The sequence below is a fragment of the Glutamicibacter sp. NPDC087583 genome (assembly GCF_044743685.1).
GTDB lineage: Bacteria > Actinomycetota > Actinomycetes > Actinomycetales > Micrococcaceae > Glutamicibacter.
The window spans coordinates 40,007-65,724 of record NZ_JBIUWY010000001.1; the positions used below are offsets into that span (position 1 = coordinate 40,007).

The following is a 25,718-nucleotide window of genomic DNA, read 5'->3' on the forward strand; positions in this document are numbered from 1 at the left end:
GATGACTGAGACTACTCAAGCACTCAAGCACACCGCGCTGCACGCGCAGCACGAAGCTCTCGGCGCCAACTTCACCGACTTCGGCGGCTGGGACATGCCGTTGAAGTACGGTTCGGAACTGGCAGAGCACAAGGCCGTGCGCTCCACCGCTGGCCTGTTCGACCTGTCCCACATGGGCGAGGTCTACCTCTCCGGCCCGGAAGCCGGCAAGGCGCTGAACACCGCCCTGGCAGGGAACCTGGGCATCATGAAGGTCGGCAAGGCGAAGTACTCGCTGATCCTTGACGCCGAGGGCAAGATCATCGATGACCTGATCGTCTACCGCCTGGAAGAGGAGAAGTTCCTCGTCGTGCCCAACGCCGGCAACGCCCCGGTGGTTGCCGCCGAACTGGCTGCCCGCGCCGCCGGCTTCGACGTCGTCGTGGACGACGCTTCGGGCCGCCAGTCGCTGATCGCCGTCCAGGGACCGAACGCTGAGGCGATTGTGCGCAAGCTGGCCGCCGACGAGGCAACTGCCCAGGCTGTCACCGAGCTGAAGTACTACGCTGCGGTGAAGGTGGTGCTCGGCGGCATCGACGTGCTGCTGGCCCGCACCGGCTACACCGGCGAAGACGGCTTCGAGCTGATCATCGAAAACGAGGATGCGGCAGCCCTCTGGGAAAAGAGCGTTGAAGCCGGCAAGGACCACGAGCTGGTTCCTTGCGGCCTGGCTGCCCGCGACTCGCTGCGCCTTGAAGCCGGCATGCCGCTGTACGGCAACGAGCTGTCCCTGGAACGCACCCCGTTCGATGCCGGCTTCGGCCCGGTGGTCTCCTTCAAGAAGGAAGAGGACTTCGTGGGCCGCGAAGCCCTGGAAGCGCTGCGCGGTGCGACCCCGCCACGCAAGCTCGTCGGCCTCAAGGGCCTGGGCAAGCGTGCCGGCCGCGGCGGCTACGCCATCGTCAAGGACGGCGCAACCATCGGTGAAATCACCTCCGGCCAGCCTTCGCCAACCCTGGGCTACCCGGTTGCACTGGGTTACGTCGACGCCGAATTCGGTGCAGTGGGGACCGAGCTGGAGGTAGACCTGCGTGGTAAGACTTTGCCTTTTGTCGTAGTCGAACTGCCGTTCTACACCCGAGCCAAGTAACGTTAAACATCAGTAGGGCTAAGCAAATCGCCCGCTAATTCCCTTGGGAGAGGAAATACCGTGAGTAAAGTTCTTTCGTCATTGCGCTACTCGGCCGAACACGAGTGGATCGATGCATCGTCCCCAGCAAAGATCGGCATCACCCAGGTTGCCGCCGACGCCCTGGGCGACGTGGTCTACGTCGACCTGCCAGAGGTCGGCGACTCCGTTACCGCAGGCGAGACCTGTGGCGAAGTCGAGTCCACCAAGTCGGTTTCCGACCTGTACTCGCCAGTGACCGGCACCATCGTTGCCATCAACGGCGAGGCAGTGGACAACCCAGGCATCCTGAACGAAGACCCATACGGTGCCGGCTGGCTGTTCACCGTTGAGGTCGCCGAAGAGGGTCCGCTGCTTTCGGCAGCTGACTACGCAAGCGCGAACGGTGGAAACGTCGAGTAATGAGCAACCAGACTTTTGAATCCGTTGCCGCTGCAACGTTGACCCAGTCGCTGGCTTCGCTGGACCCGGAGGTCGCGCAGCGTATTGACGCTGAGCTGGCGCGCCAGCAGCGCGGCCTGGAAATGATCGCTTCGGAGAACCACACTGCGCAAGCAATCATGCAGGCGCAGGGTTCGGTACTGACCAACAAGTATGCCGAGGGCTACCCGGGCCGCCGCTATTACGGCGGTTGCGAGGAAGTTGATGTCATCGAGACGCTGGCGATCGAGCGCCTCAAGGACCTGTTCGGGGCGAAGTTCGCCAACGTGCAGCCGCACTCCGGTGCGCAGGCCAACGCGTCGGTGTACCACGCGCTGGTTCGCCCGGGCGATACCGTGCTGGGGCTGAACCTGAACCACGGTGGCCACCTGACCCACGGGATGAAGCTGAACTTCTCGGGCCGCTTGTTCAACATCGTTCCTTACGGTGTGGACGAGGAAACCTATGAGGTGGACATGGACGAGGTGGAGCGCCTTGCCATTGAGAACCAGCCGAAGATGATTGTTGCTGGCTGGTCGGCGTACCCGCGTCAGCTGGATTTCCAGCGTTTCCGCGAGATCGCGGACAAGGTCGGTGCGTACTTGTTCGTGGATATGGCGCACTTCGCTGGCTTGGTGGCAACCGGGTTGCATCCTTCGCCGGTTCCGCACGCTCACGTGGTGACTTCCACGACGCATAAGACGCTTGCTGGTCCTCGTGGCGGCATTATTCTCTCGAATGATGCGGAGATTGCGAAGAAGTTGAACTCGGCGGTGTTCCCTGGCCAGCAGGGTGGTCCGTTGGAGCACGTGATTGCTGGCAAGGCGGTGGCTTTCAAGATTGCCGCTTCGCCGGAGTTCAAGGAGCGCCAGGAGCGGACCTTGGCTGGTGCGCGTATTTTGGCTGAGCGTTTGACCCAGGAAGATGTTGTGGCCAAGGGCATCAGCGTTTTGACTGGTGGCACGGATGTTCACATGGTGCTCGTTGACTTGCGTAATAGCGAGTTGGATGGGCAGCAGGGTGAGGATCTTTTGGCTCAGGTGGAGATCACGGTGAACCGCAATTCGGTGCCGTTTGATCCTCGTCCGCCGATGGTGACTTCGGGGTTGCGTATTGGTACCCCGGCGTTGGCTACCCGTGGTTTCTCGGAGGCTGCGTTTGCTGAGGTTGCGGAGATCATTGCGCAGGCGTTGATTGCTGGTGCTGAGGGTAATGCGGCGGTGTTGCCGGAGCTGAAGGATCGTGTTCTGCAGCTTGCCGCGGCCCACCCGCTGTACCCGGAACTGGCTAAGGTTTCCGAGTAGCATCATCTGATTAGGATGTGGGCCCGGAAGGTGGAAATACTCGCTTTTCGGGCCCGCGGTCTTTCAACATCCAGAGGTCCAGGCGCTGCACGGTACGTGCGGTGGCCGCAAGCCTCTGGAACCACACTCCACAGATCCGGGGCAGAAGCTCTCGGATTACCCAAGTTCTAAGGATGTGACCCGCTATGGCGGTTAGCGTATTCGATCTTTTCTCGGTTGGCATCGGACCTTCTTCCAGCCATACCGTGGGACCAATGCGTGCAGCACACGCATTCATTGCCCAAGTAATCCGAGAAGGCCAACTGGACGCACTGGAAAATATCCGTGTTGATGTCTACGGATCCCTGGCCGCTACCGGACGCGGCCACGGCACCTTCACTGCCATCATGCTGGGGCTTGAAGGCTTCGAACCTGAAACCGTGCTGCCATCACAGGTCGATGACCGCCTGGCGGACATGGAAGCCACTGGAATCCTCCACCTGGCCGAACAGCTGGATCAGCGCAAGGACCTGAACTACAAGGTCGAAGACATGATCCAGCATCCGCTCACCGTACTGCCGCGCCACACCAACGGCGTGAAGTTCATTGCCCTCGACGCTGACGGCAACGAAATCGCCAACGAGACCTTCTTCTCCGTAGGCGGCGGCTTCATCGTGCGCGAAGGCGCCGAAGACCGCATCGAGAAGAACCTCGAAGAGAAGCTGAACAAGCAGCCCTATCCATTCACCACGGCAGCCAAGCTGCTGGAACATGTGAAGGAAACCGGCCTGTCCATTGCCGACATCATGATGGCCAACGAAATGGCCTACCGGTCCCGCGACGAGATCCGCAACGGCTTGGTCCACATCTACGAAGTGATGGAAGACTGCAAGGATTCCGCGCTGGAACGCACCGGAGTGCTGCCAGGCGGCTTGAAAGTTCGCCGCCGTGCGCCGGAATGGCATGAACGCCTGCGCAAGGAAGACAAGGACCGGGATCCGGTCTACTGGCAGGAATGGATCAACCTCGTTGCTCTGGCCGTCAATGAGGAGAACGCCTCCGGCGGACGCGTGGTCACCGCTCCGACCAACGGCGCAGCGGGCATCATCCCAGCCGTGCTGTTCTACGCCACCCACTACGCACCGGGCGCAAAGTACTGGAATGAGGAGGAAAAGCACGACGCTGTCGTACGCTTCCTGCTCACCGCCGGTGCCGTGGGCGTGCTGTACAAGGAGCAGGCATCGATCTCCGGCGCCGAGGTCGGCTGCCAGGGCGAAGTCGGTTCAGCATCATCGATGGCTGCTGGCGGCCTGGCCGAAATCCTTGGCGGCACACCAGCACAGGTAGAGAACGCAGCGGAAATCGCCATGGAACACAACCTTGGCCTGACCTGCGACCCGATCGGCGGACTGGTCCAGATCCCTTGCATCGAACGCAACGCCATCGCTGCTTCCAAGGCAGTGAACGCGGCGAAGATGGCGCTGATGGGCGACGGCGAACACCACGTCACCTTGGATGAAGTCATTATCACCATGCGCGAAACCGGCAAGGACATGAGCGACAAGTACAAGGAAACTGCGATGGGCGGCCTGGCCGTCAACGTGGTGGAATGCTGATTTCCCAGTAACGCATGACCCAGTTCGGGAGGCCTGCACTGCAGGTCTCCCGAACTTTTTAAATGTGATCTTGGCCCCCAAGTCCGGCAATTCCAAGCCATAGCTGATAGAACTGGGACTAGGCCCAATGCGCGCTAGCGCAAACCAGTTTCGAGGAGGTGAGTGTCGTGGAAGACAGTTCTAGTCGATCTATGCACACGAACTCACCCGGACGCTCGTAGCCGAATCAGCCGAATCTGGCAGCATCCTGCCATGGGATCCCAACGAGTTCGTGACTCTTGTACATGTCACCGGCGCCTGGTCCTGCACGCAAATACTGACTGATTTATCTCCCTGTATTCATGGGGTGATCAAGCGGTGAGAAGTTGCTGGCAGGCTTGCATTCACGCGCCAAATGAACCATTTGGACCAAAATCATGTTTTCTCCAGAAAAGGTAGACTTCTCTACTATTTCGCGAGCCTTGCGCTCCCATCTCAATCACGCAGAATTCCAGCTCGCGGCAGGGCTGCTGGGCGGTCTGCACATCGCCCAGACCATTGAGCACCTCGAAGCACTGGATGCCACCGAGGCTGCCCTGGCCTACCGGCTGCTGGACAAGCAAGCCGCGGTACTGGTCTTCCAGGAACTCGACGCCCCGGTGCAAGCCGACCTGGTGCGGGCGCTGCAGTCGCAGACCGTCATCGATGCCTTCGCCCAACTCCCCGCCGCGGGACGGGTAGCGCTGCTCGATGAACTGCCAGCGATCGTGGCCACGAAACTGCTGGCAGGGCTGCCGAAGGCCAAGCGCCAGGAAACCGGAATCCTGCTGGGCTATCCGGAATCAAGCGCCGGCAGGGCGATGTCCCCGGATTTCATCGCCACCCACCCACAGCTGTCTGTGGCCGAAACCCTGGAACGCATCAGCGCACGCCTCGGGAACTGCGAGAACGCGCAGCTCATCCTGGTGATCGATGATGAACGCCGGCTGCTTGGCACCATCAAGCTCAGCGAGCTGCTCACCGAGCCGGCCGGGACAACGATCGGAGAACTGTGCACCCAGAGTCCGGTCGTCCAGGCCTGCGAGCCGGAGACGAGCGCGGCACGGGCGGTGGTGGATCGGAAGGCAGGGATGCTCCCGGTGCTTGATCGGGAAGATCGCCTGCTGGGAGTGCTGACCTTGCCCATGGCGATCGGGATCCTCGAGGATGCCGAAGAGCGCCGCTCCGCGTACGGCTCCGGAACGGATCCGCTCTTCCGCCCTTACCTGGGGACGCCATTGCGCCACCTGGTAAAGGCACGCGTCATCTGGCTGCTGGTCCTGGCTATCGGCGCGACCTTGACGGTCAAGGTGCTGTCCAGTTTCGAGCAGACACTGGAGTCGATGGTGGTGCTCAGCTTGTTCATCCCCTTGATCGTGGGCATTGGCGGGAACACCGGCAACCAGGCGGCGACCACTGTCACCCGTGCGCTGGCCATGGGGGATGTGCGGGGAAGCGACTTCTGGCGGGTGCTGATGCGCGAGGTGCGAATCGGAGCGGTCCTGGGACTGTGCCTGGGCGCCATAGCGCTGGTGGTGGCCGGGAGCATTTTCGAACTGCGCATAGGTTTGGTGATAGGCATCAGCCTGGTGGCACTGTGCAGCATTGCTGCCGCTGTCGGCGGGGTGATGCCGATCATCGGAAAATTCTTCAAGGTTGATCCTGCGGTATTTTCCAACCCCTTCATTTCAACCTTCGTGGATGCCGCCGGGCTGATCGTCTACCTGTCGGTGGCCGTGCTGATTCTTGGATAGCCAGCAGCTGCACTGGGGTGCGCGGAATAAATTCGCGCACCCCAGTGTCGTAACAGGTATGCCTCATAGCAAGCTCTTTACTGAATTTACCGTCCCGGCCAGAAGCGGAGAAGGCCTGAAGCTTCGCAACCGCGTCGTGCTTCCGCCGATGTGCCAGTATTCCGTGGAAAAACGCGACGGCGTTCCAACGACCTGGCACTTGGCTCACCTGGGTTCCATGGCCCATGGCGGATACTCCTTGGTGATCGCCGAAGCAACTGCGGTGGCAGCTGAAGGCAGGATCTCCGATCGCGATACCGGCCTGTGGAATGACGAGCAGGCCGAAGCCTGGAAACCGATTGCCCAATATATCCGCTCCCATGGGGCAGCCGCCGGCGTGCAGCTGGCGCACGCCGGAGCCAAGGCATCGACCTATGGCTGGCTCAAGGATCTTGAAGACGCTGGAAAATCCGGCAGCATCAGCGCGGAAGATGGCGGCTGGGAAACCTTCACTTCCTCGCCCAGCGAGCTCTACGGGCTGAAGCCAGCTACCGCGATGAGCGTGGAACAGATCCAGGCATCGGTGCAGGACTGGGCTGATGCGGCCAAGCGTGCCGACGCGGCCGGATTCGACCTGATCCAGATCCATGCCGCGCACGGCTACCTGGTGCACCAATTCCTGTCGCCGCTGACCAATAAGCGCACCGACGAATACGGTGGCAGCTTCGAGAATCGCACTCGATACCTGCGTGAAGTCATCGAGGCTGTGGCTGCCGTGTGGCCGGAAAACAAGGCCCTGGGCATTCGCTTCTCCGGAGAAGACTGGGTGGACGATGGATGGAGCATTGCTGACACCGTTCGAATCGCCAAGGAACTCTACGGCTACGGTGTGCGCCACTTCGACCTCTCCAGTGCAGGAATTGGCAAGTTCAACGGACCGTCTGGTCCCGGCTACCAAGTGCCGTTGGCTCAGGCAGTGAAGGAAGCGCTGCCCCAGGATGCCTTCGTTACCGCGGTCGGCGTCATCACCGAGCCGATGCAGGCAGAACAGATCGTCGTGACCGGGCAAGCCGACGGCGTCTGCGTTGGGCGCGCTGCACTGGGCGATCCGCAGTGGGCTAACCGTTCGGCGCAGGAATTGGGTGCACCGATGGCATTCCCCGCCCAATACTGGCGCGGCCGCTGGTAAACGCAAGTTGCCATGCTGATTTCATCCAAACAACGACATAGTTTCTGGTTACCTCTTCCAGCCACTGAATAGTGATGTTAGGTTAGTGCCACGGATCTAGTCGCACCGCGGCCAAGGGTCGCGTGCGGAAGGGAGTCAGCATGGCACTACGCGCGGATTCTAATGGAATCGACGCTTCGCTCTATCGGAGAAACGGCTCGTGGAGCACAGCTCTCGTGGATGCATCGTTGGGAACCACTGCCGCCCAGGAAGCGGCAGACCGGCTTCCGGACGAGGTAGCCAAGCTGCTCAAGAGCCAGCAGGCGCAGCCCAGCGATGTCCAAGCACTGATCGGCGCACTGGAGCCAGCCCAGGGACTGCGAGCACCAGTAGCACGGTTCGTCGCTGTTCATGACGGCGAAATCGTCCTGAACGAACTCATCCCAGGCCTCAAGGTCCAAACTTCATCGGTTGATGTGGGTCCGTTCCCGAATTTCACGGCGCTGGCCCGCGCCCGTGGCGGATCGTTCTCCTACCTCGTAGCTGAAGTCAGCAAGGACGGCGGCGAGGTGCACCTCTACAATACGGCGTCACCTGAACGCCTGGGCAGCCGCGGCATCGTCGGGTTGCCCGAGGAAATCCACCATGCACGCAAGGTGCCCGGGGAATACGACCAGCCCAAGGCCCAGGCCGCCGCCGATGAGATGGCTCGTCGAAACGCTGACGAGGTTGCCGAGCTGATCAGCGAAATGTCCAACGAGAACTACGTCCGCCTGATCATTCTTTCGGGCGACATCAAGGCTCGTGAACTGGTGCTCGGGGCAGTACCCGTGGCGCTCAAGGACTATGTAGAAGTCATCGACTCGCATACGCGCACCGGGGGTGCGGACAGCAAGCAAGTCGATGCCCAAATCACCAAGCTTGTAGAGGAAGTGAAAGCCAAGTCCCTGGCTGAATTGGAATCGAAGATCGCTGCGCAGTCCGGCAACGGCAAGGCGCAGCTTGCTGTCGGACTCGATGAAGTTGTCACTGCGCTCCAATCGGCGCAAGCCGAAATGGTGCTGGTTGGACAGTACCAAAGCGAGCATACCCTTCGCGCCTTGAGCGCCGAACCATGGATTGCCCATCAGGACGGAGATGACCATGCAGAGTTGGTCGTCGGGGAATGGCCGGCGCCAGAAGTGCTCCTGCGCGCCACCGCGCTAACCGATGCCAGCATTCGCTATGTACCGGATTCGGTGATTCCTGACGGTGCGGGAATCGCAGCCTTGCTGCGCTGGGCCAAATCCTGAACAGTTCACTAAATGAAACGATCCGCACGGGAAATCCTGCGCGGATCGTTTTTTTGCGTTCCAGCTATCTGGTGCCTAGCGATCTGACGGGCCGGCTGCCGGGGGAGCCGGTAGGGAAACATCTGAACCGTGATCGGAGTTCTGCTGCTGCCCAGGCTGATAGGCCGGAGGAGCCCAGTAGGCCTGGCTAGGGTGAACCGGTGGCTGGCTCATCTGCCAAGGCTGCAGCATCGGACGGCGCTCTGCTGCTGGAATCGGGCCTGCCGTACGCGCAATGCCTTGCCTGTCTGCCAGCTTCACCAGCACGAAGGTCAATAGGGCCATGAAGCACACCGAGAAGACCAGCGAAACCGGGTTGGATTCCGTGGCGTTCAGATCAACTGCGCCCATTGCACCGAGCAGGAACAAGAAGGTGTTGTTGATGATGTGCATCGCCATCGCTGCTTCAAGGCCACCGGTGCGCCAGGTCAGGAAGCCTGCCGCGATAGCGAACGCCGCCACATCGAGAAGCCCCCAGACATCGTAGAGATGGCCGATGGTGAAGAAGGGAACTGGAAGCAGGATGGCGAACAATGGATGCTTCAGCCAGCTGCCGATGACCTGCATGAACGCGCCACGGAAAACAAGCTCTTCAGCTGCGCACTGGAAGGGCGTCAAGAGGATCACCAGCAGGGCATAGAACAGCGGATCCGCCGGCAGGCTGCTCGCCGGCACGGGTTCGGACTCGCCAATGCCCAAGGCGCCCAACCCGAAACTCAGCCCGAAATACACTGCGAACAAGATGGCGCTGGCACCCAACGTCAGGCCGAACCAGCGCCAGCGCAATTTGCCGGCGACCGATATCAGCAAGCCGACAGGCTTGGGCCCGATGAGCAAGTAGGCGAGGTAGACCGCCGGGATCATGATGATCAGGGAGACCATGGTCATCGAGAAGTCCGTCGCCGTGGCCATGTTCAGGGTTGGATCCATGAGGAACTGATCGGGAGCGTCATCTGGATTCTCCGCAGCCCACGTCAGCGGGTTCATGATCAATGCGATGAACATCGCCAGTATGGCGATGAGCAATGCCGCGCCGTAGAAGCCAATGCCGATGCCGGTGAACGCCAGCGGCCTCCACCAGCGGTAGTTCTCACTGCGTCTCATTAGGCGATGGAACGAATAGTTCATCTCACCCTCGGCGCCTTGCGGCAAGGGTGGCTGGTTCATTGGCAAGCTCATGGCTCAATTCTCCCGTTCCGCAGTGTTTGAAGGTATGAACCTTACGGAGGATTTATCGGGTCATCCTTTTGAATATCCAGGACCAGCTCTTCGCAACGCGGTCGGCGGCCAAGGCAAACTCCAAGGGGCTAGCTCTTACACTTGGAAAGAACGATTCGCCTTCTTTGATTTGGAGCAGCACCACGTGGGCCATCATCACCATGACGAACCGATTTTGCAGGATCCCCGGCGCCGGCGGCGTGCCTCGATCATCTTATGGGCGCTGCTTGCGCCTATCGGCGCCCTGGCCCTGGTCATGGTCATCTTGTTGTGGCCGCAAGGCAACTACGACAAGTTTGCCCTGAACGGAGCCATGGACACTACCGGTGGCGCAACGATGGAAGTGGGCACTGTCACGCGCAGCACAGTCCAGGACTGCCCGTCTTCCCAAGGGTTGGAAGAAGTTGGTGGCAAGGTTCTCGAATGCCAAGTAACCTACGTGATGCCCGAATCCGGTGGCGCGGAAATCCAATTGGAAATCCCACCGGAAATGCTGCAATCACGTGATGCGCGCGCGGGCGACAGCATTCGATACCTTGATCTCTCCGCGGTGGACACCACCAGCGGCAGCCCGTACGTATTCGTTGACTTCGTGCGCACTTTGCCCATGGCACTGCTGGCCATCGCCTATGGCGTGGTCGTGGTGCTGGTCGCTGGATGGCGCGGCACGCGGGCGATGATCGGCCTGGTCGGTGGCATCGCCTTCATGATCATCTTCATGGTTCCGGCCTTGCTTGAAGGCGGCAATCCGGTCCTGGTGGGACTCACCGGTTCTACCGCCATCATGTTTGTCGCGTTGTATTTCGCCCATGGGCTGAACGCGAAAACATCCACAGCGCTGCTGGGAACGCTCTTTGGCCTAGCGGTGACCGCGGCGATGGTGCTTTGGTTGACCGATGCGGCCGCTTTGACTGGAGCCAACGATGAATCGGCTATCACCCTATCGACGGTGGCCCCGCAAATTTCCCTGCCCGGCTTGCTGATCTGCGGCGTGCTGGTTGGCGGCATGGGTGTGCTCAATGACGTGACAATTACGCAGTCGGCCACCGTCTGGGAACTGGCAGAGAGCACGCCCAAGGCTTCGGCCAGGGAACTGTTCTTCCGCGGCATGCGCATCGGCCGGGACCATATCGCTTCGACCGTATACACCATCGCCTTCGCCTACGCCGGTGCGGCCCTGCCGGTGCTGGCCATTGCGGCGCTGAGCAACCAGAGCTTCGGGGTCACCCTCGGCTCCGGCGCCATGGCTGAAGAGGTCATCCGAATCCTGATTGGTTCCATCGGATTGGTATTGGCGATCCCGGTAACCACCGCCATTGCAGTGATGGTCGTGAAAGCTACCGGCACCGGCGGTGCCCACGGCAAGCGGGCTTTGCAGAGTGTAAGCTCCGACTCCTAGGTGCGAACCATTCTCATATGTAATGTAGAATAGTTCTCAATAGCGATCCGATTTAGATGGAGACCACCATGAAGAACTACCGCTCGCTGCTCGCAGCTGCCGTCGCCCTGCCCGCTGCCGGACTGATCCTTGCCGGATGCGGTAGCGCCACAGGAAGCGAATCGAAGGACGCGGAATCTGCAGAGATCAGCGTAGTGGCCACGACGAACGTCTACGGACAGATCGCCCGTGCCATTGGTGGAGATAGCGTGGAGGTCAGCGAGATCATCACTTCGGCCGCGCAGGATCCGCACTCCTACGAACCAACCGCACGCGACAAGCTTGCGATCTCCAGCGCGGACCTGGTCCTTGCCAATGGCGGCGGATATGACCAATTCATGGACTCTCTCGTTTCTTCGCTACCGGAAGGCAAGTCTGGCGAGATCACGCTCATGCACGCTGTGGATTCCTCGCCGGTAGCTGCGGAATCCGAAGAGGCCGGGCATGAAGACGAAAGTGCCGAGGAGCATGCGCAGCACTCTGATGAGGGCGGCCATGAGGGCGAAAGCGCTGAGGAGCATGCGCAGCACGCTGAAGAGGGCGGCCATGAGGGCCACGACCACGCGGGCTACAACGAGCACATCTGGTACGACCTGGATTCCATGGGTGAACTCGCTGATGCGCTGGCCGAGTCCTTCGCCAAGGTCGATACCGCCAACGCGGATCGGTACAAGCAGAACGCAGCAGCCTTCAACGAAGGGATCGGGAAACTCGAAGCCCAGCTCCAAACTGCCAAGCTGGATGGCAAGAGCTTCATGATGACCGAGCCGGTTCCATTCCACTTGCTGGAAGCTGCCGGCATGGAGAACACCACCCCTGAAGGGCTGAGCGAAGCCATCGAAGAGGGCGAGGGCATTGCGCCGATGACCATGAAGAAGGCTGAAGACAAGCTCGTTGCTGGCGACGCTGACATGCTTGCCTACAACGTGCAGACCGAAGGCAGCGAAACCAAGGCGCTGAAGAAGAACGCTGAGCGGGGACAGGTACCTGTAGTCGACTTCGCAGAAACCATTCAGGATGATTCCAGCTACCTCGAATGGATGGAATCCAACATTTCCGACTTGGCTTCCGCAATCAACGGCTAAACCTACGTAAACTAAATGCATGGCATTGTTCTCTTCCCAGATAACGCAAGCGACAGGTAAAGCACGCTCCCTCATTGCGGAGCGGTCTGTTCGAGCGGAGATCGCTCACTCGGACCGGGGAATCGAGCAAGCCGACCATGTGCTTTTCTTCGCCGAGGGGCCCGGGCAGTTCTACCAGCTCGGAGTCTGGCTGGGTACCTTCGAGCGCCTGGCTGCCCAGGGGCTCAACGTCGGCGTGGTGCTCATGGACGCACTAAGCGCGCGACACGCGCTGGCAGAGTCGAACCTGCCGATATTGTTCTCGCGTTCCATGGAGCAGATCGAGAATAAGCTGCGCGAGTGGAATACCAAATCGATCAACTACGTGAACAACGCCCAGCGGAACTTCACGATGCTGCGCTTCAACGGACCGGCGCATATTCACTTGAACCACGGTGAGAGCGAAAAGGCCTCCATGGTCTCCAACCAGCTCAAAGCCTACGATTTCGCCTGCGTGGCTGGTGCTGCCGCGGTAGAGCGCATCACCGAGAACATCTCCCGTTTCGACCCATCGCATCTGGTGCAGATCGGACGCCCGCAGCTCGATGAACTGGAACTGCCCGGCCCTTCGGAGAAGATCCGGGTTCTCTACGCACCGACTTGGGAGGGCGACTCGCAAGCCATGGCGTACTCCTCGGTGGCTACTTTGGGCGAGAGAATTCTGGCCCAGCTGAGCAACGATGAGCGTTTCGAAGTACGTTTCCGTCCTCATCCGAAGACCGGTGATGTGTCCGCAGAGGCAAAGAAAGCCGTGGTAAGCCTGAAAAGCAACTACGCTGCCACCGTGGATGCGCTCAGCGACGCGGCGCAGTCCTTGGTCTGGGCGGATGTGGCCATCTGCGACACCTCGGCGATGGCCTATGACGCGGTAGCGCTCAACATCCCGCTGCTGCTGGCCGGAGACCCCCAAAGCAAGCTCCATTCAGGGTTGCCATTGGACCAGCGGCTGGGCAACGCCAACGGGCTGGCGCAGCGGGTTGCGGATCTTGCCGCGTCCTCGGTTGCCGGGGCGCAAAAACAGCTGGCCCAGTACTTCTTTGCCACCACAGAACCCGGGGTGGCTACGAAGAAACTGAGCCAGCTGCTTTCGAGCCTCTAGCCTTCTGGGCCTAGCGCTGCTTGAAGACCGTATCCTGCCATTCGCGATGGGCCGCGGGATCATGGGAGATCATCACATGCTTGACATTGGTGTACTCATCGAAGGAATACTGGCTCATGTCCTTGCCCATCCCCGAAGCCTTGTAGCCTCCATGCGGCATATCGGAAACGATCAGGATATGCTCGTTGATCCACACGCAACCGGCCTGGATTTCGGCGCTGGCACGCATCGCGCGGTCAACGTTCTTGGTCCATGCGCTCGCCGCCAGGCCATACGGGGTGTCATTGGCCAATTCGATGGCCTCGTCATCGGTATCGAACGCCAACGCCACCAGGACCGGGCCGAAGACTTCCTGCTGCACGATCTCTGAATCCTGGGCAGCTCCCACCACCAGGGTAGGGCGGTAGAACCAGCCATCGCCCGGAAGCTGCTTGCCTCCGGCCAGCACCGTTGCTCCGGCATCCTTGGCACGCTCAACCATCGAGGAAACCTTCTGCAGGTGGGCTTCGCTGATCATTGAACCCATGTCGGTATCGGGATCGGTCGGATCTCCCACCACCATGGCCTCCATCAGTTCGGCCACCTTGCTGGTGAACTTCTCGAAGACCGAGGAATGCACGTACGCGCGGGTGGCGGCGGTGCAATCCTGTCCGGAATTGATCGTCGAGCCGGCCACCGCACCATGTGCGGCAGCTTCGATATCGGCATCATCGAAGACCACCATCGGTGCCTTGCCGCCGAGTTCAAGATGAACCCGGGTACCGGTCTCGGCCGCCATGGACATGATCTTCAGGCCCACGGCGGTAGAGCCGGTGAACGAAGTCATCTTCACCAGCTTGTGGCGCACCAGGGGCGAGCCAACGCTGGGCCCGTCGCCAACGACAATATTGATCACGCCGTCCGGCAACCCGGCATCCTTGGCGGCCCGGGCAAAGAGCACCGAGGTGCCCGGGGTCAGCTCGCTGGGTTTGAGCACAATCGTATTGCCGGCGGCAATCGCTGGCAGGACCTTCCACGCAGCCATCTGCAGCGGGTAGTTCCACGGGCTGATCGAACCAATCACGCCGATAGCTTCACGGCGAACCATCGAGGTGGTGTTGCCCGCGTAGTCCCCGGCGGCCAATCCCTGCAAATTGCGTGCAGCGCCAGCAAAGAAATTCACGTTGTCGATGGAACCGGGCACATCGAACTGGGTCGACATGCGGATGCTCTTGCCGGTCTGCGCGGTTTCCAAAGCGGCGATTTCATCGGCATGCTTTTCCAGTTCGCGAGCGAATGCCAGCAGGTGGTCGGCCCGTTCGCCCGGGGTCAGCCGGGACCAGGTCTTGAAGGCGCCGGCGGCCGCCTGCACCGCCTGGTCAACCTGCTCGCCGGTCGCGGTATCCACGTCCAGCAACTTCTTTCCGGTGGCTGGATTCGCGCGTTCCAGCACCGGGCCGTGCCCGCGGACCTGCTGGCCATTGATGAACTGGTGTCCGAGGGAACTATCGTAGTAGGCCATGTGAATTCTCCTAGGGGGATTCAGAGGGTGAAATAGATCTTGCGCAGGGTTTCGGTGACGATCCAACGGGTTCTCATGCCCGCATGGAGCCGGACAACGCTGCCTGGAACTAGCACCAGTTCTTGGGCGCCGAAACCATCGGCTTCCAGAATCTGCACCGTAGCGCACCCGGCAAGCACCACGAAGTACTCGTCCGCTTCAATATCCTGCATGGCACCGCGGGACATCTCCCAGATGCCAATTCCTGCATCCCCGAGGGTGCCCAGTTCGCGGCAGCCTGCGGTTGCGGATGCCTGGCCGGCGACCACCTGCTCGTCGCCGATGGCAACATGCTTGACCTCAAGGGCATCGGCCTGGACGATGCTGGCTTGAAGTATTCTTCCAGGCATCAGGAATCGAACCCCATTCCAATCTTATCCATCAGCTTCAAGAAGGCCGAGCGCTCGCCTCGATTGCGATCTGCCTTGACCAGCTGGCTTGTCATCAGGTTCACGCCCACCCATGCGGCAGGTTCCGGCGGGAATGGGATCGGCTTGGTACGCACCAGTTCCAATTCGGTCAGCTCGGTCTTCTGGCCCGAGAGCAGATCCAGCATGACCCTTGCACCGAAACGGGTAGCGCCGACACCGAGGCCGGTGAAGCCTGCACAGTAGGCGACCTTGCCGCCGTAGGCCAGATCGAAGAAGGAGAAGAAGCGGGAGCAGGTATCAATGGCGCCACCCCACGCATGGGAGAACTTCACCTGTGAGAGGTCCGGGAAGCTGCCTAAGAAATGCGCGGCGAGCTTCTCGAAGGTCTGCTGGTTGGTGTCGTAGCTGGAGCGGACCTTGCCCCCGAAGTGGTAGACCGCGTCGTAGCCGCCGTAGAGAATGCGGAAGTTCCCTTCGGCGTCGATGGTTGGGCGGGCATAGTGGAACCGGTTGTTCAGGTCGGCCAAGCCCACCATGTTCTCCCAGCCGATGGCCGCGCGCTGCTGCGCAGTGAGCGGCTCAGTCATCAGCGCGTAGTCGTATACCGGCACAATTCGGGAGCGGTGGCGCTTGAGCAGAGACGGGAAAACATTGGTTGCCAGGGCCACATGCTTGGCGGTGATCTGCCCGTCGGCGGTCAGTACCTGGACCTGCGTGCCGGCATTGTTCATCTCCACGGCGTGGGTATGCTCGTAGAACTCGACGCCTAATTCGCTGCAGACGCGGGAAAGCTCCCAGACCAGCTTGGCGGGGTGGACCAGCGCGGTTGAATCATGGTCACGGGCGCCGGCCAGGAAGTCTGGCGAATTGACCAGTTGCCTTACCGCGCCGGCATCGAGGTAGTCGACACCCGGTGCCTCAGCTTCCTCGGCCACCCACGCAATCTGATGCTGTTCGGTGGCCACGCTGAGCGCGCCCTCGCGGACGAAGTCCACGTCCATCGCATAGCGGCGCACCGTCGCTTCGAACTCGTCGAGGTTCTTCCTGCCGAGCTCCGCAAGCAGCGCATTTTCCTTGGGCAGATGGTTTTCGCCGTTGGCCTCGCCGTGGACCAGGGAGGCTTCGCAGAAGCCGCCATTGCGCCCGGAAGCGGCCCAGCCCAAGCGCTGGCCCTCGATCAGTACGACCCTTCGGCCCGGGTTCTGTTCCTTGGCTTGGAGCGCGGTCCACAATCCGGTGTAGCCGCCGCCGATAATCAGCAAGTCGGTGGTGAGTGAGCCATGCAGCGCCGGGTGGGGTGCGGGGCGGTGCTCATGATCCAGCCAGTAGCTGGTGCGCTTGGCGCCGGCCAATGCTCGGGAGATCAGGGTAGGGGAGACTTCGGCTTCATGCCTGTCGAAAGTCAGGTCATTGGTGCTGTTCATTGGTTCTTTCCTCGAAGGTAGCGGGTTCGGCAGGCGCTATCGAGGCAGGGGAACAACCAGTGGTCCGTGCGGCTTTGCCGTCTGCTGGGCACCGGGGATGCCAGTTGAGTGCCAATCGGCGGCCAAGGCTATCCCTCTTCTCGGCAAGATGAATACAAATTGAATGTGATTCATTACTCATCTAAGCCTGCGCCGCTCGGGGTTGTCAAGGTCCCGAAGCCAAGCCGAAACCCGGCCTTCGAAACAGCAGAGAACTGCTTCGAAGACCGGGCCTGGTCATGCGGGAACCGCGACCGGTTTGCCGCTAGTGAATTGATGCGCCCGTCCCGGGAAATGGCGGCTGAGCCAAGCCGCGCCGAACATCAGGAGGAATTCGGCGGCCGCAACTGCCAGCATCACCGGTGCATGCTGGGAGCCGTGCGCAGCGTGGGACGCGTGATGGCCGCCAAACCACGGCATGCCGATCACCATCGCCACATGGGCGGTGCCCATGAGCGCGCTCATCACCAGCAGGCGCAGGGGAGAACCGCCGCGCAGCACGCACCAGGAGCATTCGATGCACCACAAGGTCATGGCAAGCAATGCCAGGTTCCACCACAGGGAGTGCGGCATCAGTGCCAGAACCAGCAGGTGGGTTGCGGCCAGGCCCAGCGAAGCGGCTCCCAGGGCAATGTGTCCGGCCGGCACCCTGCCCGCGTGGCTAGTCGCCGCTGCCACAGCAACCGTCTGACTCCTTGGTGGCGCAGCAGCCGTGCTGGACCGGGGCTGGAACATCAAGGACAGGGGAGCGGTCGAAGAAGCCCTCGGGGCGGATGGTGAATCCTACGGTGTCCACAGGCATCATCGGCCAGTCCTCGGTCCGCGGGAAGTGGGTCAACGCGAAGGTGTGCCACAGGCTGATCTGCTCGCCGTCGATGTTCTTGTCGTCCTCGATCCACGAGCCAATGCCGTCAACGCCCGGGTTCTGGTTCACGAAGTCACCGGTTGGATAGCGGTGGCCGTCCTCCCGCTTGGTCACCCACAGGGCCTTGGAGGCGAATTCTGCGCGACGATGGATGGAGGATCCTTCGGCGGCCAGCAGGGTCGGCAGTCCCTGGGACATCAGCTTGTAGCCCACCGGCTTGCCGAGGTAGTTCTTCGAATCCGGGTTGGTCACCACCCAAGTGCGGCCGGCGGTCGGATTGCTATCGCGTACCGCCTGCTTCTCGGTAGCCAGCACCGTGTGGCTGCGGGTGAAGGCGTTGCCCCGGGGGTTGTCCTTGCTGATGGGCAGGCGCACGGCTTCTTCTTCGATGACGCGGCTGGGTCCGCCGTCCAGGGCGAAGTCCAGCCGGGCGCCGAAGATGTGCTGGTGGAAGGGCGCGCCCAGGCCAGGCGCCATTTCCGAGGAGTAGCGCTCGTCGAGCATGGCCGAGGTGAACACGATGCCGGTGGCCTTGGCCTCGAATTCGATGGTGCCGTCCAGGTACAGGTACCAGTAGAAGCCGTAGTCATAGTTGCCCACGGTCGTGAAGAAGCTGATCACCAGGCGGCGGTTGCGGCGCGTGTACTTCACGCCTGACCAGTCATCGGCGTGCTTGGAGAGGATCGAGGCGTCTTCCTCATGCATGCAGATGCCGTTGGTGATCTTCTGCGCATTGCCATCGGCGTCGGTGACCACAGGGGAGATGTAGTGGATTTCGCCCAGGCAGTCGCAGCCCAGCTCCAGCGAGTTGGCCAGGCGCCCGATCAGGTACTCGCCGGTGTCGAAGTAGTTCTGCCAGCTGCGCACCGGGGAAGGGTCCCCGTAGGGGACTACCATTTCCGCGATGGACGCACGATCCAGGATGCGGCGTTCGGTGCCCCGATCGTTGAAGGCGATGTTGTAGAGCACCAGCCCTTCGCGCATGTCGAAACCGATATCCAGCGACCATTTCTCCCACTCGACGTGGTTGCCTGCGCTGACCGTGAAGCTGGCGCCCTCAGGCTGGGTGATCTCGATGGGCTTCTGGGTGGTGCGCACCGGGCCAGTGAGTTCCGGATCCGTGTAGTTGCCGTGGGTTTCGGGCACCGGGATGACTTCCAGGTCCAGCAGCTGGTCGATCTTTCCGGCGATGGTGTCAATGTAAACCACCAGTCCATCAACGGGATGGGCCCAGGCGGAGTCTTCGGCGAAATCCTGGCGGAAGGCCAGGCCGCGCAGGATGCGGCGCCCGGCTTCTTGCGGGTACTCGTCCTCGAAGACTCCTGCGGAGAGCGGGGCAACGCGCACCTGTTCTGGCGTCAGGTTGCGCTTGGCCAGAGCGGCCGCCCACTGCGGATCGGCAACCAGGATGGCCTCCACCATTTCGAATTCCTCCAGCAGCACGGGCATCTGCCCCACCTTGGCCGGATCCAGGTCGATGCGGGAGTGCACGGCCTGCGCGCCCAAGTCCAGGACGACGTCCTTGGGTGAGTTGGCCAGCTTGTCCATGAGCATGACGCGGACAAAACGTCCGGGGCGGTCAGCGCGTGGATCCTCCAGGCCCATGTAGGCGATGCGGGTGTTCTCGGTGAAAAGCTGGTGGCTGACCAGCAATTCCTTGGCGGTGGCAATCTCTGCTTCGCTGAGCAGGGTGAAATCCGTGGTGGTGGTGATTGGCATGGGATTGGCTCCTTCGGCACTGAAGTGTGATCTGCGGCATTTATTATTCTCTAGTTGTAGAGAATACGGACGGGGCCAATGCGACGCAAGCCCTTGCCTGAAATAAATTGTTTTTCGCTAATCTTGAACCATGCCGAAAATCGTGGACCATGATCAGCGTCGCCGGGAGATTGTCGAAGTCACTTGGAGGTTCATTGCCCGCGAAGGCATCGAGAAGCTGAATCTGCGTGATTTGGCGGCCGCAGCCGGCTATTCGAATGGCGCCTTCAAGCCCTACTTCCCGACGCGCGATTCGCTGCTGGTTGCCACGTTCCGCTACGTGGCCGAGGCTACCGACCGGCGCATCGCCCGCATGTGCCAGGGGCAATCCGGGCTGGGCGCGCTGGAGGCGTTCGCGCGCGAAGTGCTCCCGCTTGATGAGCTGCGGCGCAATGAAGCCCGCATTGCTGTGCACTTCTGGCATCTGGCCCTCGGGGACCGTGCGCTGGCTGCGGTCAATGCGCAAACCATGGACCGGTGGCGCGAACTCATCGACCAGTGGCTTGGGCAGTTGCTGGGTCCGGAGCACCCGGCGGCTCGTGTTGCCCGCGACTCGATGATCAATTTCCTGATGGGCGCTCAGGCCAGCAGCGTGCTCGATGAAGCTGTCAACACCGCCGAGTCGCTCGAAGCGCAGCTGCAATACCGTCTGGATGCCTTGCGTCGCCTCCACCCCCAGAGCTAGGCGGATATTCTCCGCGCGAAGAAAATAGTGACTTTTCGCCTCGCTCGGCGTACTCTCATTCGTGATGCCCGACACAGTTGACGGGCTTCAATGGGGAGGCAAGCATGTACCAACTTCAGCACGTCGATTCGTTCACCGCGTGGTCGCGGCTCATTTCCGACGCCTTCGTCAGGCTGCAAAGCGAGCAGATTTCCAGTGGCCACTTCACCGCCACGCTGGGTGCCAATATGCTCGGCGATATCGGTTTGATGCGCATACATGCCAAACCCCACGCAGTGCAACGAACCGAGAACCTGACTTCCAGCGGCGACGGGGATTTCTACAAGGTCTCCTACCAGCTCGATGGCTACGGGCTGCTGATCCAAGACGGTCGCGAGACCCTGCTGGCGCCAGGGGACCTGGCGATCTATGACACGCAGCGCCCCTACACCCTGGCCTTTGAAAAGCCGGCGTCGGTGCTCGTCGCATTGGTTCCCCATGGTCTGTTCCGCCTGTCCCAGCAACAGGTCGGCCAGCTCACCGCCGTCGCCCTGAGGCAAACCCACCCGCTATCGGGAACCGTCGCCCCGCTGCTGCGCCATCTTGGCGCCAATCTGTCCCAATGGGATGAATTCGGCGGCTACCAGCTGGCGCGCAATACCGTGGACCTGCTGGCAACTGCCCTGGGCGGGGCGCTTGGCGCCGAGTGCCATGGCGATGCCAAGGAGCGGCAGCGCGAATTGGCCACCAGCTACATCGGCGCGCACCTGGATGATCCCGACCTGGGACCTGCACGCATCGCTGCCGCCCACTTCATGTCCGTGCGCAGCCTGCACGCGCTTTTCGAGAACCAGCCGCTCAGTGTTGCCGCATTGATCCGCCATCTGCGGATGCGCGAGGCCGCGCGCCTGCTGCGCGACCCGCTGCTGGCCGAACTGCCCGTCCAAGCCATCGGGTCCCGGGTCGGGATTGCCGATGCGGCCGGATTCAGCCGCATGTTCTCCAAGGAATTCGGTTCCACCCCGGGCAAATACCGCTGCGCCGGCTGAGGCGCAGGACACTCTTGTGCACGCGGAGCCAATGGTCCTGCACTCAATGCCAAAGACAAGCCCGAGCACTTGGGCGATGCTGATATCCAAGCACTCGGCAAATGGGGGATCGAATGGGACTCGAACAACGCACACTGACGGTGCCGGCTCTGGTCGTGATGATCATTGCCGCCAGCGCACCGCTAACCGCCGTGGCTGGCGGCGTGACTACCAACTACGCGGTGACCGGCATGGAATCCGTGCCGTTGTCCTTCCTCATGGTCGGTGCCATCCTGCTGGTTTTCAGCATCGGCTACACCGCGATGAGCCGCTACATCCCGAACGCCGGCGCCTTCTACGCCTACATTGCCCAGGGGCTGGGACGGGCATTGGGCGTGGGAGCGGCAATGGTCGCCCTGGTCAGCTACAACCTCATGCAGATCGGCATCTACGGCATGTTCGGATTCGCCGCGGCATCCTTTGCCAATGCCTCCTTCGGCACCGCCATCCCATGGTGGGCCATGGCCCTGGCCGCGTGGGCAGTTGTCGGCTTCCTGGGCATGAACCGGGTCGACTTCTCCGTCAAGATCCTGGGCATCGTCGTGGCCGCAGAATTCCTCGTGGTCATCATCTACAACATCATGGCCTTCGTGCTGGCTCCCGAAGCGCCGCAGCCGGCCGCATCCTTCAACATGGCTGACGCCATCGCACCGGGCATGGGCGCCGTCATGGCCTTCACCATCGCCGCTTTCATGGGCTTCGAATCCGGAACCATCTACAACGAAGAGGTCAAGGATCCAGCACGCACCGCCCGGCGTGCCACGATGATCGCGGTCGTGATCATCGCCTGCTTCTACGCGTTTTCGGCCTTTGCCGTAGCTGTCGGCGAAGGCGCCTCGAACGTCATCGGCGCTTCGGCAGAATTCGGCCCCGACCTGATTTTCGCGTTCTTCGGCGCCAACGCGCCAGCCTGGTTCGTCGATCTGGCCAACATCCTGTTCATCACCAGCCTCTTCGCCGCGCTGCTGGCCTTCCACAACGTCATTGCCCGCTACTTCTACTCCATGGGCCGCGGCGGGGCGCTGCCGAAGTTCCTTGCCGCAACTTCGCGCACCACCCACGCCCCCGTTGCAGGCTCGCTGGCGCAGTCCACCCTCGGACTGGCGGTTATCGCCGTCTTCGCGGTGATCTCGCATGGCAAGGATCCGATGTATGTCGTGTTCACGATGTTCACCTGGATGACCAACTCGGCGGCCTACGGGCTGGTGCTGCTCATGGCACTGACCTCTTTTGCCGTCATCGGATACTTCAAGGCGAACCGCAGCGGAGAATCCCTGATAACCCGGGTGATCGCTCCGCTGGTCTCGGGCATCGCCCTGGTCTATGTCTTCGCCCAAATCGTCATCAACTTCGAAATCTTGCTTGGCATGGCAGAACCGGGAATGCTCGGTTATGTGCTGCAAGGCATCGTGATCCTGCCTGGCCTCATCGCATGGGTGCTGGCACTGGTCATCCGCTCGTCCAAACGGCGTGCACCGATGGCCGAAAAACTTCCCGTCACCTAACAACTCAGTACCAAGGAGCTCAAAGATGGCTTACGCAAACGCCCAAGAACTGCTGGATGCGATCCAGCCAGCAACCGGTGGCACCGAAATCCTGGACCCGGCAACCGGTGAACTGGTTGGCCGTGTTGCCGAGCAGAGTGCCGCCGATCTCGACGCGGCCGTTGCCGCCGCAAAGTCCGCCCAGCCGGCCTGGGATGCCTTGGGCCACGACGAGCGCAACCGCGTGCTCAATGCAGCCGCGGACAATATCGAAGCCAATGCGGAGGCGCTCGCCGAGCTGCTCTCCCGTGAGCAGGGCAAGCCGCTGAACGGGCCGAATGCGCGCTTCGAGGTCGGGGGAGCAGCCGCCTGGCTGCGCGCCGCCACCGCTTACGAAATCGAGCCGGAAGTGGTCGTGGACGACGGCGAAACCTATGCAGCCAAGCACTTCCGCGCACTGGGCGTAGTGGGCGCCATCGGCCCGTGGAACTGGCCCATGATGATCTCCATCTGGCAGCTGGCCCCGAGTTTGCGCATGGGCAACACCGTGGTGATGAAGCCCAGCGAATACACCCCGCTCTCGGTCCTGGCCCTGGTCCACGTGCTCAACGAAGTGCTGCCAGCAGACGTGCTGAAGATCGTGGCTGGCGGACGCGAGGTCGGCGAGAGGCTCTCGGGCCATCCGGATATCGCCAAGATCATGTTCACCGGCTCCACCCGCACCGGCAAGGCCATCATCCGCTCCTCGGCCGATACCGTGAAGCGCCTGACCATGGAACTGGGCGGCAACGACGCCGGCATCGTGCTCGAAGACGCCGATCCGCAGGCCATCGCCGAAGACCTGTTCTGGGGTGCCTTCATCAACACCGGCCAGACCTGTGCCGCGCTCAAGCGCCTGTACGTGCCCGAATCGATCTACGACGCGGTGTGCGATGCACTGGCCGGCGTCGCCGCGCAGATGCCCATGGGTATCGGCCTCGACGAGAACAACGTGCTGGGCCCGCTGCAGAACAAGGCCCAGTACGACATCGTCGCTTCCCTGGTCAAGGATGCCGTGGATTCCGGCGCCAAGGTGCTGCTCGGTGCCAACCCCGATGAAAACGCGGCCGGCTACTTCTACCCGACCACGCTCATTGCCGACATCGACCCGGGCAACCCGCTGGTGGTCGAGGAGCAGTTCGGCCCGGCCCTGCCGATCATCAAGGTCAAGGACACGGCCGAAGCGATCAAGCACGCCAATGCCCTGGAAGTCGGGCTCGGAGCCTCGGTATGGAGCAGCAACCGCGAGAAGGCACTAGAAGTCGCGGCGCAGATCCAGGCAGGCACCGTGTGGATCAACTCGCACGGCACCATCGACCCGCGCATTCCATTTGGCGGCGCCAAGCAGTCCGGCTACGGCCTGGAATTCGGTATTGACGGCTTGAAGTCCCTGGCTCAGCCGCAGATCATCAAGGGCTGACGGAGACTGCGTTCGCCAGCATTCCCCGGCGGTGCCCGGTGCCTATCCAGGCATCGGGCACCGCCCATTTGCGTGCGAAGGCTAGTTGATGATCTCGGCAGTGGGGTCATCGGTGATCCTTGCGATGCGTTCACGCCAGCTCTGCAAGGCTTCGGGCGACAGCCGGGTCCAATCGTGGACTTCACGGATCACCCGTACAGGATGCGCACTGCGGTAGGAACGCGTGGGATTGCCCGGGAATTTCTTGTCGGTGACATTCGGGTCATCTTCATACGCCCCGGTCGGTTCCACTTCATAGACATGGGCGGTCCCCTCCAGGGCCGCAATTTCGGCGGCCAACCCCGCGCCATCGGCAAGTGCGGTGAAGTAGATGTGGTTCATGATGATTTCGGGACGATAATTCGACGGGAATCCGGCAGTCAAGACTTCTCCTGGCTGCAGTTCGGCTTTCGTGCCGTGGAAGAACGGGCCGTCATCAAGTTCGTTGCTCATAGGCCAAGACGATAGTCGCCATTGCCGGTTCATGAAAGGATCGGCCGCGTATCGCCACGTATATTGGGAAGTGAACCGACGACAGTATTTGGAGAGCAACGCGTGCCTATTTTGAACAAGGACATGACCCTATGCATTTCGTTATCTGGTCGACCATCTAATATCGGCACCCGGTTCCATAATTACCTGTATGAAGAACTCGGGCTGAACTTCATCTACAAGGCCTTCTCGACCGAAGACCTCGCTGGTGCCATCGCTGGTGTCCGGGCCTTGGGCATTCGTGGCTGTTCGGTATCCATGCCGTTCAAGGAAGACGTGATGAACATGGTCGATGAGATTGAGCCTTCGGCCAAGGCAATCGACTCGGTGAACACCATCGTGAATACCAACGGGCGACTGGTTGCTTCAAATACCGACTTCGAGGCGATCGCGACGCTCATCGAACGCCACCAGCTGGATCCTGAAAGTTCCGTGCTTGTCCGAGGCTCCGGAGGAATGGCCAAGGCCGTCGTGGCCGCCTTCCGCGAAGCCGGATTCAACGACCTGACGGTGCTGGCACGTAACGAAGTTTCCGGCCAAGCCTTAGCTGACAAATACGGTTACCGATTTACCAGTGCTGACCCGGCTCCAGGACACGAGATTCTTGTGAACGTAACGCCGCTGGGCATGGACGGAGCCCAGTCTGAGGAGCACGCATTTAGCACCCAGCAGATTGAAGCCGCACGAACCGTCTTCGACGTGGTGGCTTTCCCAAGTGAAACACCATTGATCCGCGCAACACGAACTGCTGGCAAGCAGGTGATTACCGGGGCAGAAGTCATCGCCCTGCAGGCCGCGGCGCAGTTTCAGAAGTACACCGGCCAGGCACTAAGTGAAGAGCAGGTATTGCGTGCCTCAGAATTCTCCCGGGAATCCTGA

22 protein-coding genes are annotated in these 25,718 nt (G+C 61.3%); 15 read left to right on the plus strand and 7 right to left on the minus strand.

The genetic code is table 11. The features are described 5' to 3' along the window. The first annotated feature begins 1 nt into the window (after position 1). The 7 genes from gcvT (at position 2) to ACIOU9_RS00225 (ending at position 8,698) form a co-directional block, all read left to right on the plus strand. Positions 2 to 1,129 carry a glycine cleavage system aminomethyltransferase GcvT gene (gcvT, locus tag ACIOU9_RS00195; protein WP_365943140.1) on the plus strand — a complete coding sequence of 376 codons (1,128 nt, stop codon included), beginning with the start codon at positions 2 to 4 and terminating at the stop codon, positions 1,127 to 1,129. A gap of 60 nt (positions 1,130 to 1,189) precedes the next feature. Then, on the plus strand, positions 1,190 to 1,570 hold the full coding sequence (gene gcvH / locus ACIOU9_RS00200) for a glycine cleavage system protein GcvH (RefSeq protein WP_402695778.1): 381 nt from the start codon (positions 1,190 to 1,192) through the stop codon (positions 1,568 to 1,570). Beyond that, on the plus strand, positions 1,570 to 2,892 hold the full coding sequence (gene glyA / locus ACIOU9_RS00205; RefSeq protein ID WP_402695779.1) for a serine hydroxymethyltransferase: 1,323 nt from the start codon (positions 1,570 to 1,572) through the stop codon (positions 2,890 to 2,892). The genes gcvH and glyA overlap by 1 nt, the downstream gene beginning before the upstream one ends. A 185-nt stretch (positions 2,893 to 3,077) precedes the next feature. Further along, the gene (locus ACIOU9_RS00210) at positions 3,078 to 4,487 is read left to right on the plus strand and encodes an L-serine ammonia-lyase (RefSeq protein WP_105657073.1); all 1,410 of its coding nucleotides are present in this window, start codon (positions 3,078 to 3,080) and stop codon (positions 4,485 to 4,487) included. A gap of 416 nt (positions 4,488 to 4,903) precedes the next feature. Continuing rightward, positions 4,904 to 6,259, plus strand: a complete 1,356-nt coding sequence (gene mgtE / locus ACIOU9_RS00215) for a magnesium transporter (protein WP_133833514.1) — start codon at positions 4,904 to 4,906, stop codon at positions 6,257 to 6,259. A gap of 58 nt (positions 6,260 to 6,317) precedes the next feature. Next, on the plus strand, positions 6,318 to 7,427 hold the full coding sequence (locus ACIOU9_RS00220; protein ID WP_402695781.1) for an NADH:flavin oxidoreductase/NADH oxidase: 1,110 nt from the start codon (positions 6,318 to 6,320) through the stop codon (positions 7,425 to 7,427). A 140-nt stretch (positions 7,428 to 7,567) separates the two neighbouring features. Further along, positions 7,568 to 8,698: a hypothetical protein gene (locus ACIOU9_RS00225; RefSeq protein ID WP_402695783.1), complete on the plus strand. Its 1,131-nt coding sequence runs from the start codon at positions 7,568 to 7,570 to the stop codon at positions 8,696 to 8,698. 75 nt (positions 8,699 to 8,773) lie between these two features. On the opposite strand, the gene ACIOU9_RS00230 is transcribed toward ACIOU9_RS00225, so the two are convergent. Next, positions 8,774 to 9,841 carry a lysostaphin resistance A-like protein gene (locus ACIOU9_RS00230; RefSeq protein WP_402695785.1) on the minus strand — a complete coding sequence of 356 codons (1,068 nt, stop codon included), beginning with the start codon at positions 9,839 to 9,841 and terminating at the stop codon, positions 8,774 to 8,776. Positions 9,842 to 10,100: 259 nt separating this feature from the next. Here ACIOU9_RS00230 and ACIOU9_RS00235 point away from each other — a divergent pair, with 259 nt between their 5' ends. The 3 genes from ACIOU9_RS00235 (at position 10,101) to ACIOU9_RS00245 (ending at position 13,616) form a co-directional block, all read left to right on the plus strand. Continuing rightward, positions 10,101 to 11,354: a YibE/F family protein gene (locus tag ACIOU9_RS00235; protein ID WP_332485868.1), complete on the plus strand. Its 1,254-nt coding sequence runs from the start codon at positions 10,101 to 10,103 to the stop codon at positions 11,352 to 11,354. 68 nt (positions 11,355 to 11,422) lie between these two features. After that, on the plus strand, positions 11,423 to 12,478 hold the full coding sequence (locus ACIOU9_RS00240) for a metal ABC transporter solute-binding protein, Zn/Mn family (protein WP_402695787.1): 1,056 nt from the start codon (positions 11,423 to 11,425) through the stop codon (positions 12,476 to 12,478). A gap of 19 nt (positions 12,479 to 12,497) precedes the next feature. Next, positions 12,498 to 13,616, plus strand: coding sequence for a CDP-glycerol glycerophosphotransferase family protein (locus ACIOU9_RS00245; protein ID WP_402695788.1), 1,119 nt, complete (start codon positions 12,498 to 12,500; stop codon positions 13,614 to 13,616). 10 nt (positions 13,617 to 13,626) lie between these two features. On the opposite strand, the gene ACIOU9_RS00250 is transcribed toward ACIOU9_RS00245, so the two are convergent. The 5 genes from ACIOU9_RS00250 to ACIOU9_RS00270 all read right to left on the minus strand — a co-directional run bounded on the left by ACIOU9_RS00250 (position 13,627) and on the right by ACIOU9_RS00270 (position 19,574). Continuing rightward, positions 13,627 to 15,117, minus strand: coding sequence for a gamma-aminobutyraldehyde dehydrogenase (locus ACIOU9_RS00250; protein WP_105657065.1), 1,491 nt, complete (start codon positions 15,115 to 15,117; stop codon positions 13,627 to 13,629). A 20-nt stretch (positions 15,118 to 15,137) separates the two neighbouring features. Continuing rightward, positions 15,138 to 15,506 (minus strand): cupin domain-containing protein, encoded by a 369-nt coding sequence (locus ACIOU9_RS00255; protein ID WP_388025201.1) that lies wholly within the window; start codon positions 15,504 to 15,506, stop codon positions 15,138 to 15,140. Further along, entirely contained in the window at positions 15,506 to 16,951 is a 1,446-nt protein-coding gene (locus ACIOU9_RS00260; protein WP_402695790.1) for an NAD(P)/FAD-dependent oxidoreductase, read from the minus strand. Before ACIOU9_RS00260 ends, ACIOU9_RS00255 begins: the two co-directional genes overlap by 1 nt. 276 nt (positions 16,952 to 17,227) lie before the next feature. Further along, positions 17,228 to 17,668 (minus strand): hypothetical protein, encoded by a 441-nt coding sequence (locus tag ACIOU9_RS00265; RefSeq protein ID WP_402695791.1) that lies wholly within the window; start codon positions 17,666 to 17,668, stop codon positions 17,228 to 17,230. After that, a complete protein-coding gene (locus ACIOU9_RS00270) occupies positions 17,652 to 19,574 on the minus strand; it encodes a primary-amine oxidase (RefSeq protein ID WP_402695793.1) in 1,923 nt (640 codons plus the stop codon). Before ACIOU9_RS00270 ends, ACIOU9_RS00265 begins: the two co-directional genes overlap by 17 nt. Before the next feature lie 130 nt (positions 19,575 to 19,704). Here ACIOU9_RS00270 and ACIOU9_RS00275 point away from each other — a divergent pair, with 130 nt between their 5' ends. The 4 genes from ACIOU9_RS00275 (at position 19,705) to ACIOU9_RS00290 (ending at position 24,308) form a co-directional block, all read left to right on the plus strand. Further along, entirely contained in the window at positions 19,705 to 20,298 is a 594-nt protein-coding gene (locus tag ACIOU9_RS00275) for a TetR/AcrR family transcriptional regulator (protein ID WP_402695795.1), read from the plus strand. A 104-nt stretch (positions 20,299 to 20,402) separates the two neighbouring features. Next, the gene (locus ACIOU9_RS00280; RefSeq protein ID WP_332503671.1) at positions 20,403 to 21,326 is read left to right on the plus strand and encodes a helix-turn-helix domain-containing protein; all 924 of its coding nucleotides are present in this window, start codon (positions 20,403 to 20,405) and stop codon (positions 21,324 to 21,326) included. Between the two features lie 113 nt (positions 21,327 to 21,439). Beyond that, positions 21,440 to 22,870, plus strand: a complete 1,431-nt coding sequence (locus tag ACIOU9_RS00285; protein WP_365943153.1) for an APC family permease — start codon at positions 21,440 to 21,442, stop codon at positions 22,868 to 22,870. Positions 22,871 to 22,895: 25 nt separating this feature from the next. Beyond that, a complete protein-coding gene (locus tag ACIOU9_RS00290; protein ID WP_402695796.1) occupies positions 22,896 to 24,308 on the plus strand; it encodes an aldehyde dehydrogenase family protein in 1,413 nt (470 codons plus the stop codon). Positions 24,309 to 24,389: 81 nt separating this feature from the next. On the opposite strand, the gene arr is transcribed toward ACIOU9_RS00290, so the two are convergent. Next, positions 24,390 to 24,800: an NAD(+)--rifampin ADP-ribosyltransferase gene (arr, locus tag ACIOU9_RS00295; RefSeq protein ID WP_402695797.1), complete on the minus strand. Its 411-nt coding sequence runs from the start codon at positions 24,798 to 24,800 to the stop codon at positions 24,390 to 24,392. A 102-nt stretch (positions 24,801 to 24,902) separates the two neighbouring features. On the opposite strand from arr, the gene ACIOU9_RS00300 reads away from it, so the two are divergent. Continuing rightward, on the plus strand, positions 24,903 to 25,718 hold the full coding sequence (locus ACIOU9_RS00300) for a shikimate 5-dehydrogenase (RefSeq protein WP_105662520.1): 816 nt from the start codon (positions 24,903 to 24,905) through the stop codon (positions 25,716 to 25,718).

Coding starts and splice junctions, on each gene's coding strand:
- gcvT (WP_365943140.1), top strand. CDS start 2: ATGACTGAGACTACTCAAGCACTCAAGCACACCGCGCTGCACGCGCAG.
- glyA (WP_402695779.1), top strand. CDS start 1,570: ATGAGCAACCAGACTTTTGAATCCGTTGCCGCTGCAACGTTGACCCAG.
- ACIOU9_RS00210 (WP_105657073.1), top strand. CDS start 3,078: ATGGCGGTTAGCGTATTCGATCTTTTCTCGGTTGGCATCGGACCTTCT.
- mgtE (WP_133833514.1), top strand. CDS start 4,904: ATGTTTTCTCCAGAAAAGGTAGACTTCTCTACTATTTCGCGAGCCTTG.
- ACIOU9_RS00220 (WP_402695781.1), top strand. CDS start 6,318: ATGCCTCATAGCAAGCTCTTTACTGAATTTACCGTCCCGGCCAGAAGC.
- ACIOU9_RS00225 (WP_402695783.1), top strand. CDS start 7,568: ATGGCACTACGCGCGGATTCTAATGGAATCGACGCTTCGCTCTATCGG.
- ACIOU9_RS00230 (WP_402695785.1), bottom strand. CDS start 9,841: ATGAGACGCAGTGAGAACTACCGCTGGTGGAGGCCGCTGGCGTTCACC.
- ACIOU9_RS00240 (WP_402695787.1), top strand. CDS start 11,423: ATGAAGAACTACCGCTCGCTGCTCGCAGCTGCCGTCGCCCTGCCCGCT.
- ACIOU9_RS00245 (WP_402695788.1), top strand. CDS start 12,498: ATGGCATTGTTCTCTTCCCAGATAACGCAAGCGACAGGTAAAGCACGC.
- ACIOU9_RS00250 (WP_105657065.1), bottom strand. CDS start 15,117: ATGGCCTACTACGATAGTTCCCTCGGACACCAGTTCATCAATGGCCAG.
- ACIOU9_RS00255 (WP_388025201.1), bottom strand. CDS start 15,506: ATGCCTGGAAGAATACTTCAAGCCAGCATCGTCCAGGCCGATGCCCTT.
- ACIOU9_RS00260 (WP_402695790.1), bottom strand. CDS start 16,951: ATGAACAGCACCAATGACCTGACTTTCGACAGGCATGAAGCCGAAGTC.
- ACIOU9_RS00270 (WP_402695793.1), bottom strand. CDS start 19,574: ATGCCAATCACCACCACCACGGATTTCACCCTGCTCAGCGAAGCAGAG.
- ACIOU9_RS00275 (WP_402695795.1), top strand. CDS start 19,705: ATGCCGAAAATCGTGGACCATGATCAGCGTCGCCGGGAGATTGTCGAA.
- ACIOU9_RS00280 (WP_332503671.1), top strand. CDS start 20,403: ATGTACCAACTTCAGCACGTCGATTCGTTCACCGCGTGGTCGCGGCTC.
- ACIOU9_RS00285 (WP_365943153.1), top strand. CDS start 21,440: ATGGGACTCGAACAACGCACACTGACGGTGCCGGCTCTGGTCGTGATG.
- ACIOU9_RS00290 (WP_402695796.1), top strand. CDS start 22,896: ATGGCTTACGCAAACGCCCAAGAACTGCTGGATGCGATCCAGCCAGCA.
- arr (WP_402695797.1), bottom strand. CDS start 24,800: ATGAGCAACGAACTTGATGACGGCCCGTTCTTCCACGGCACGAAAGCC.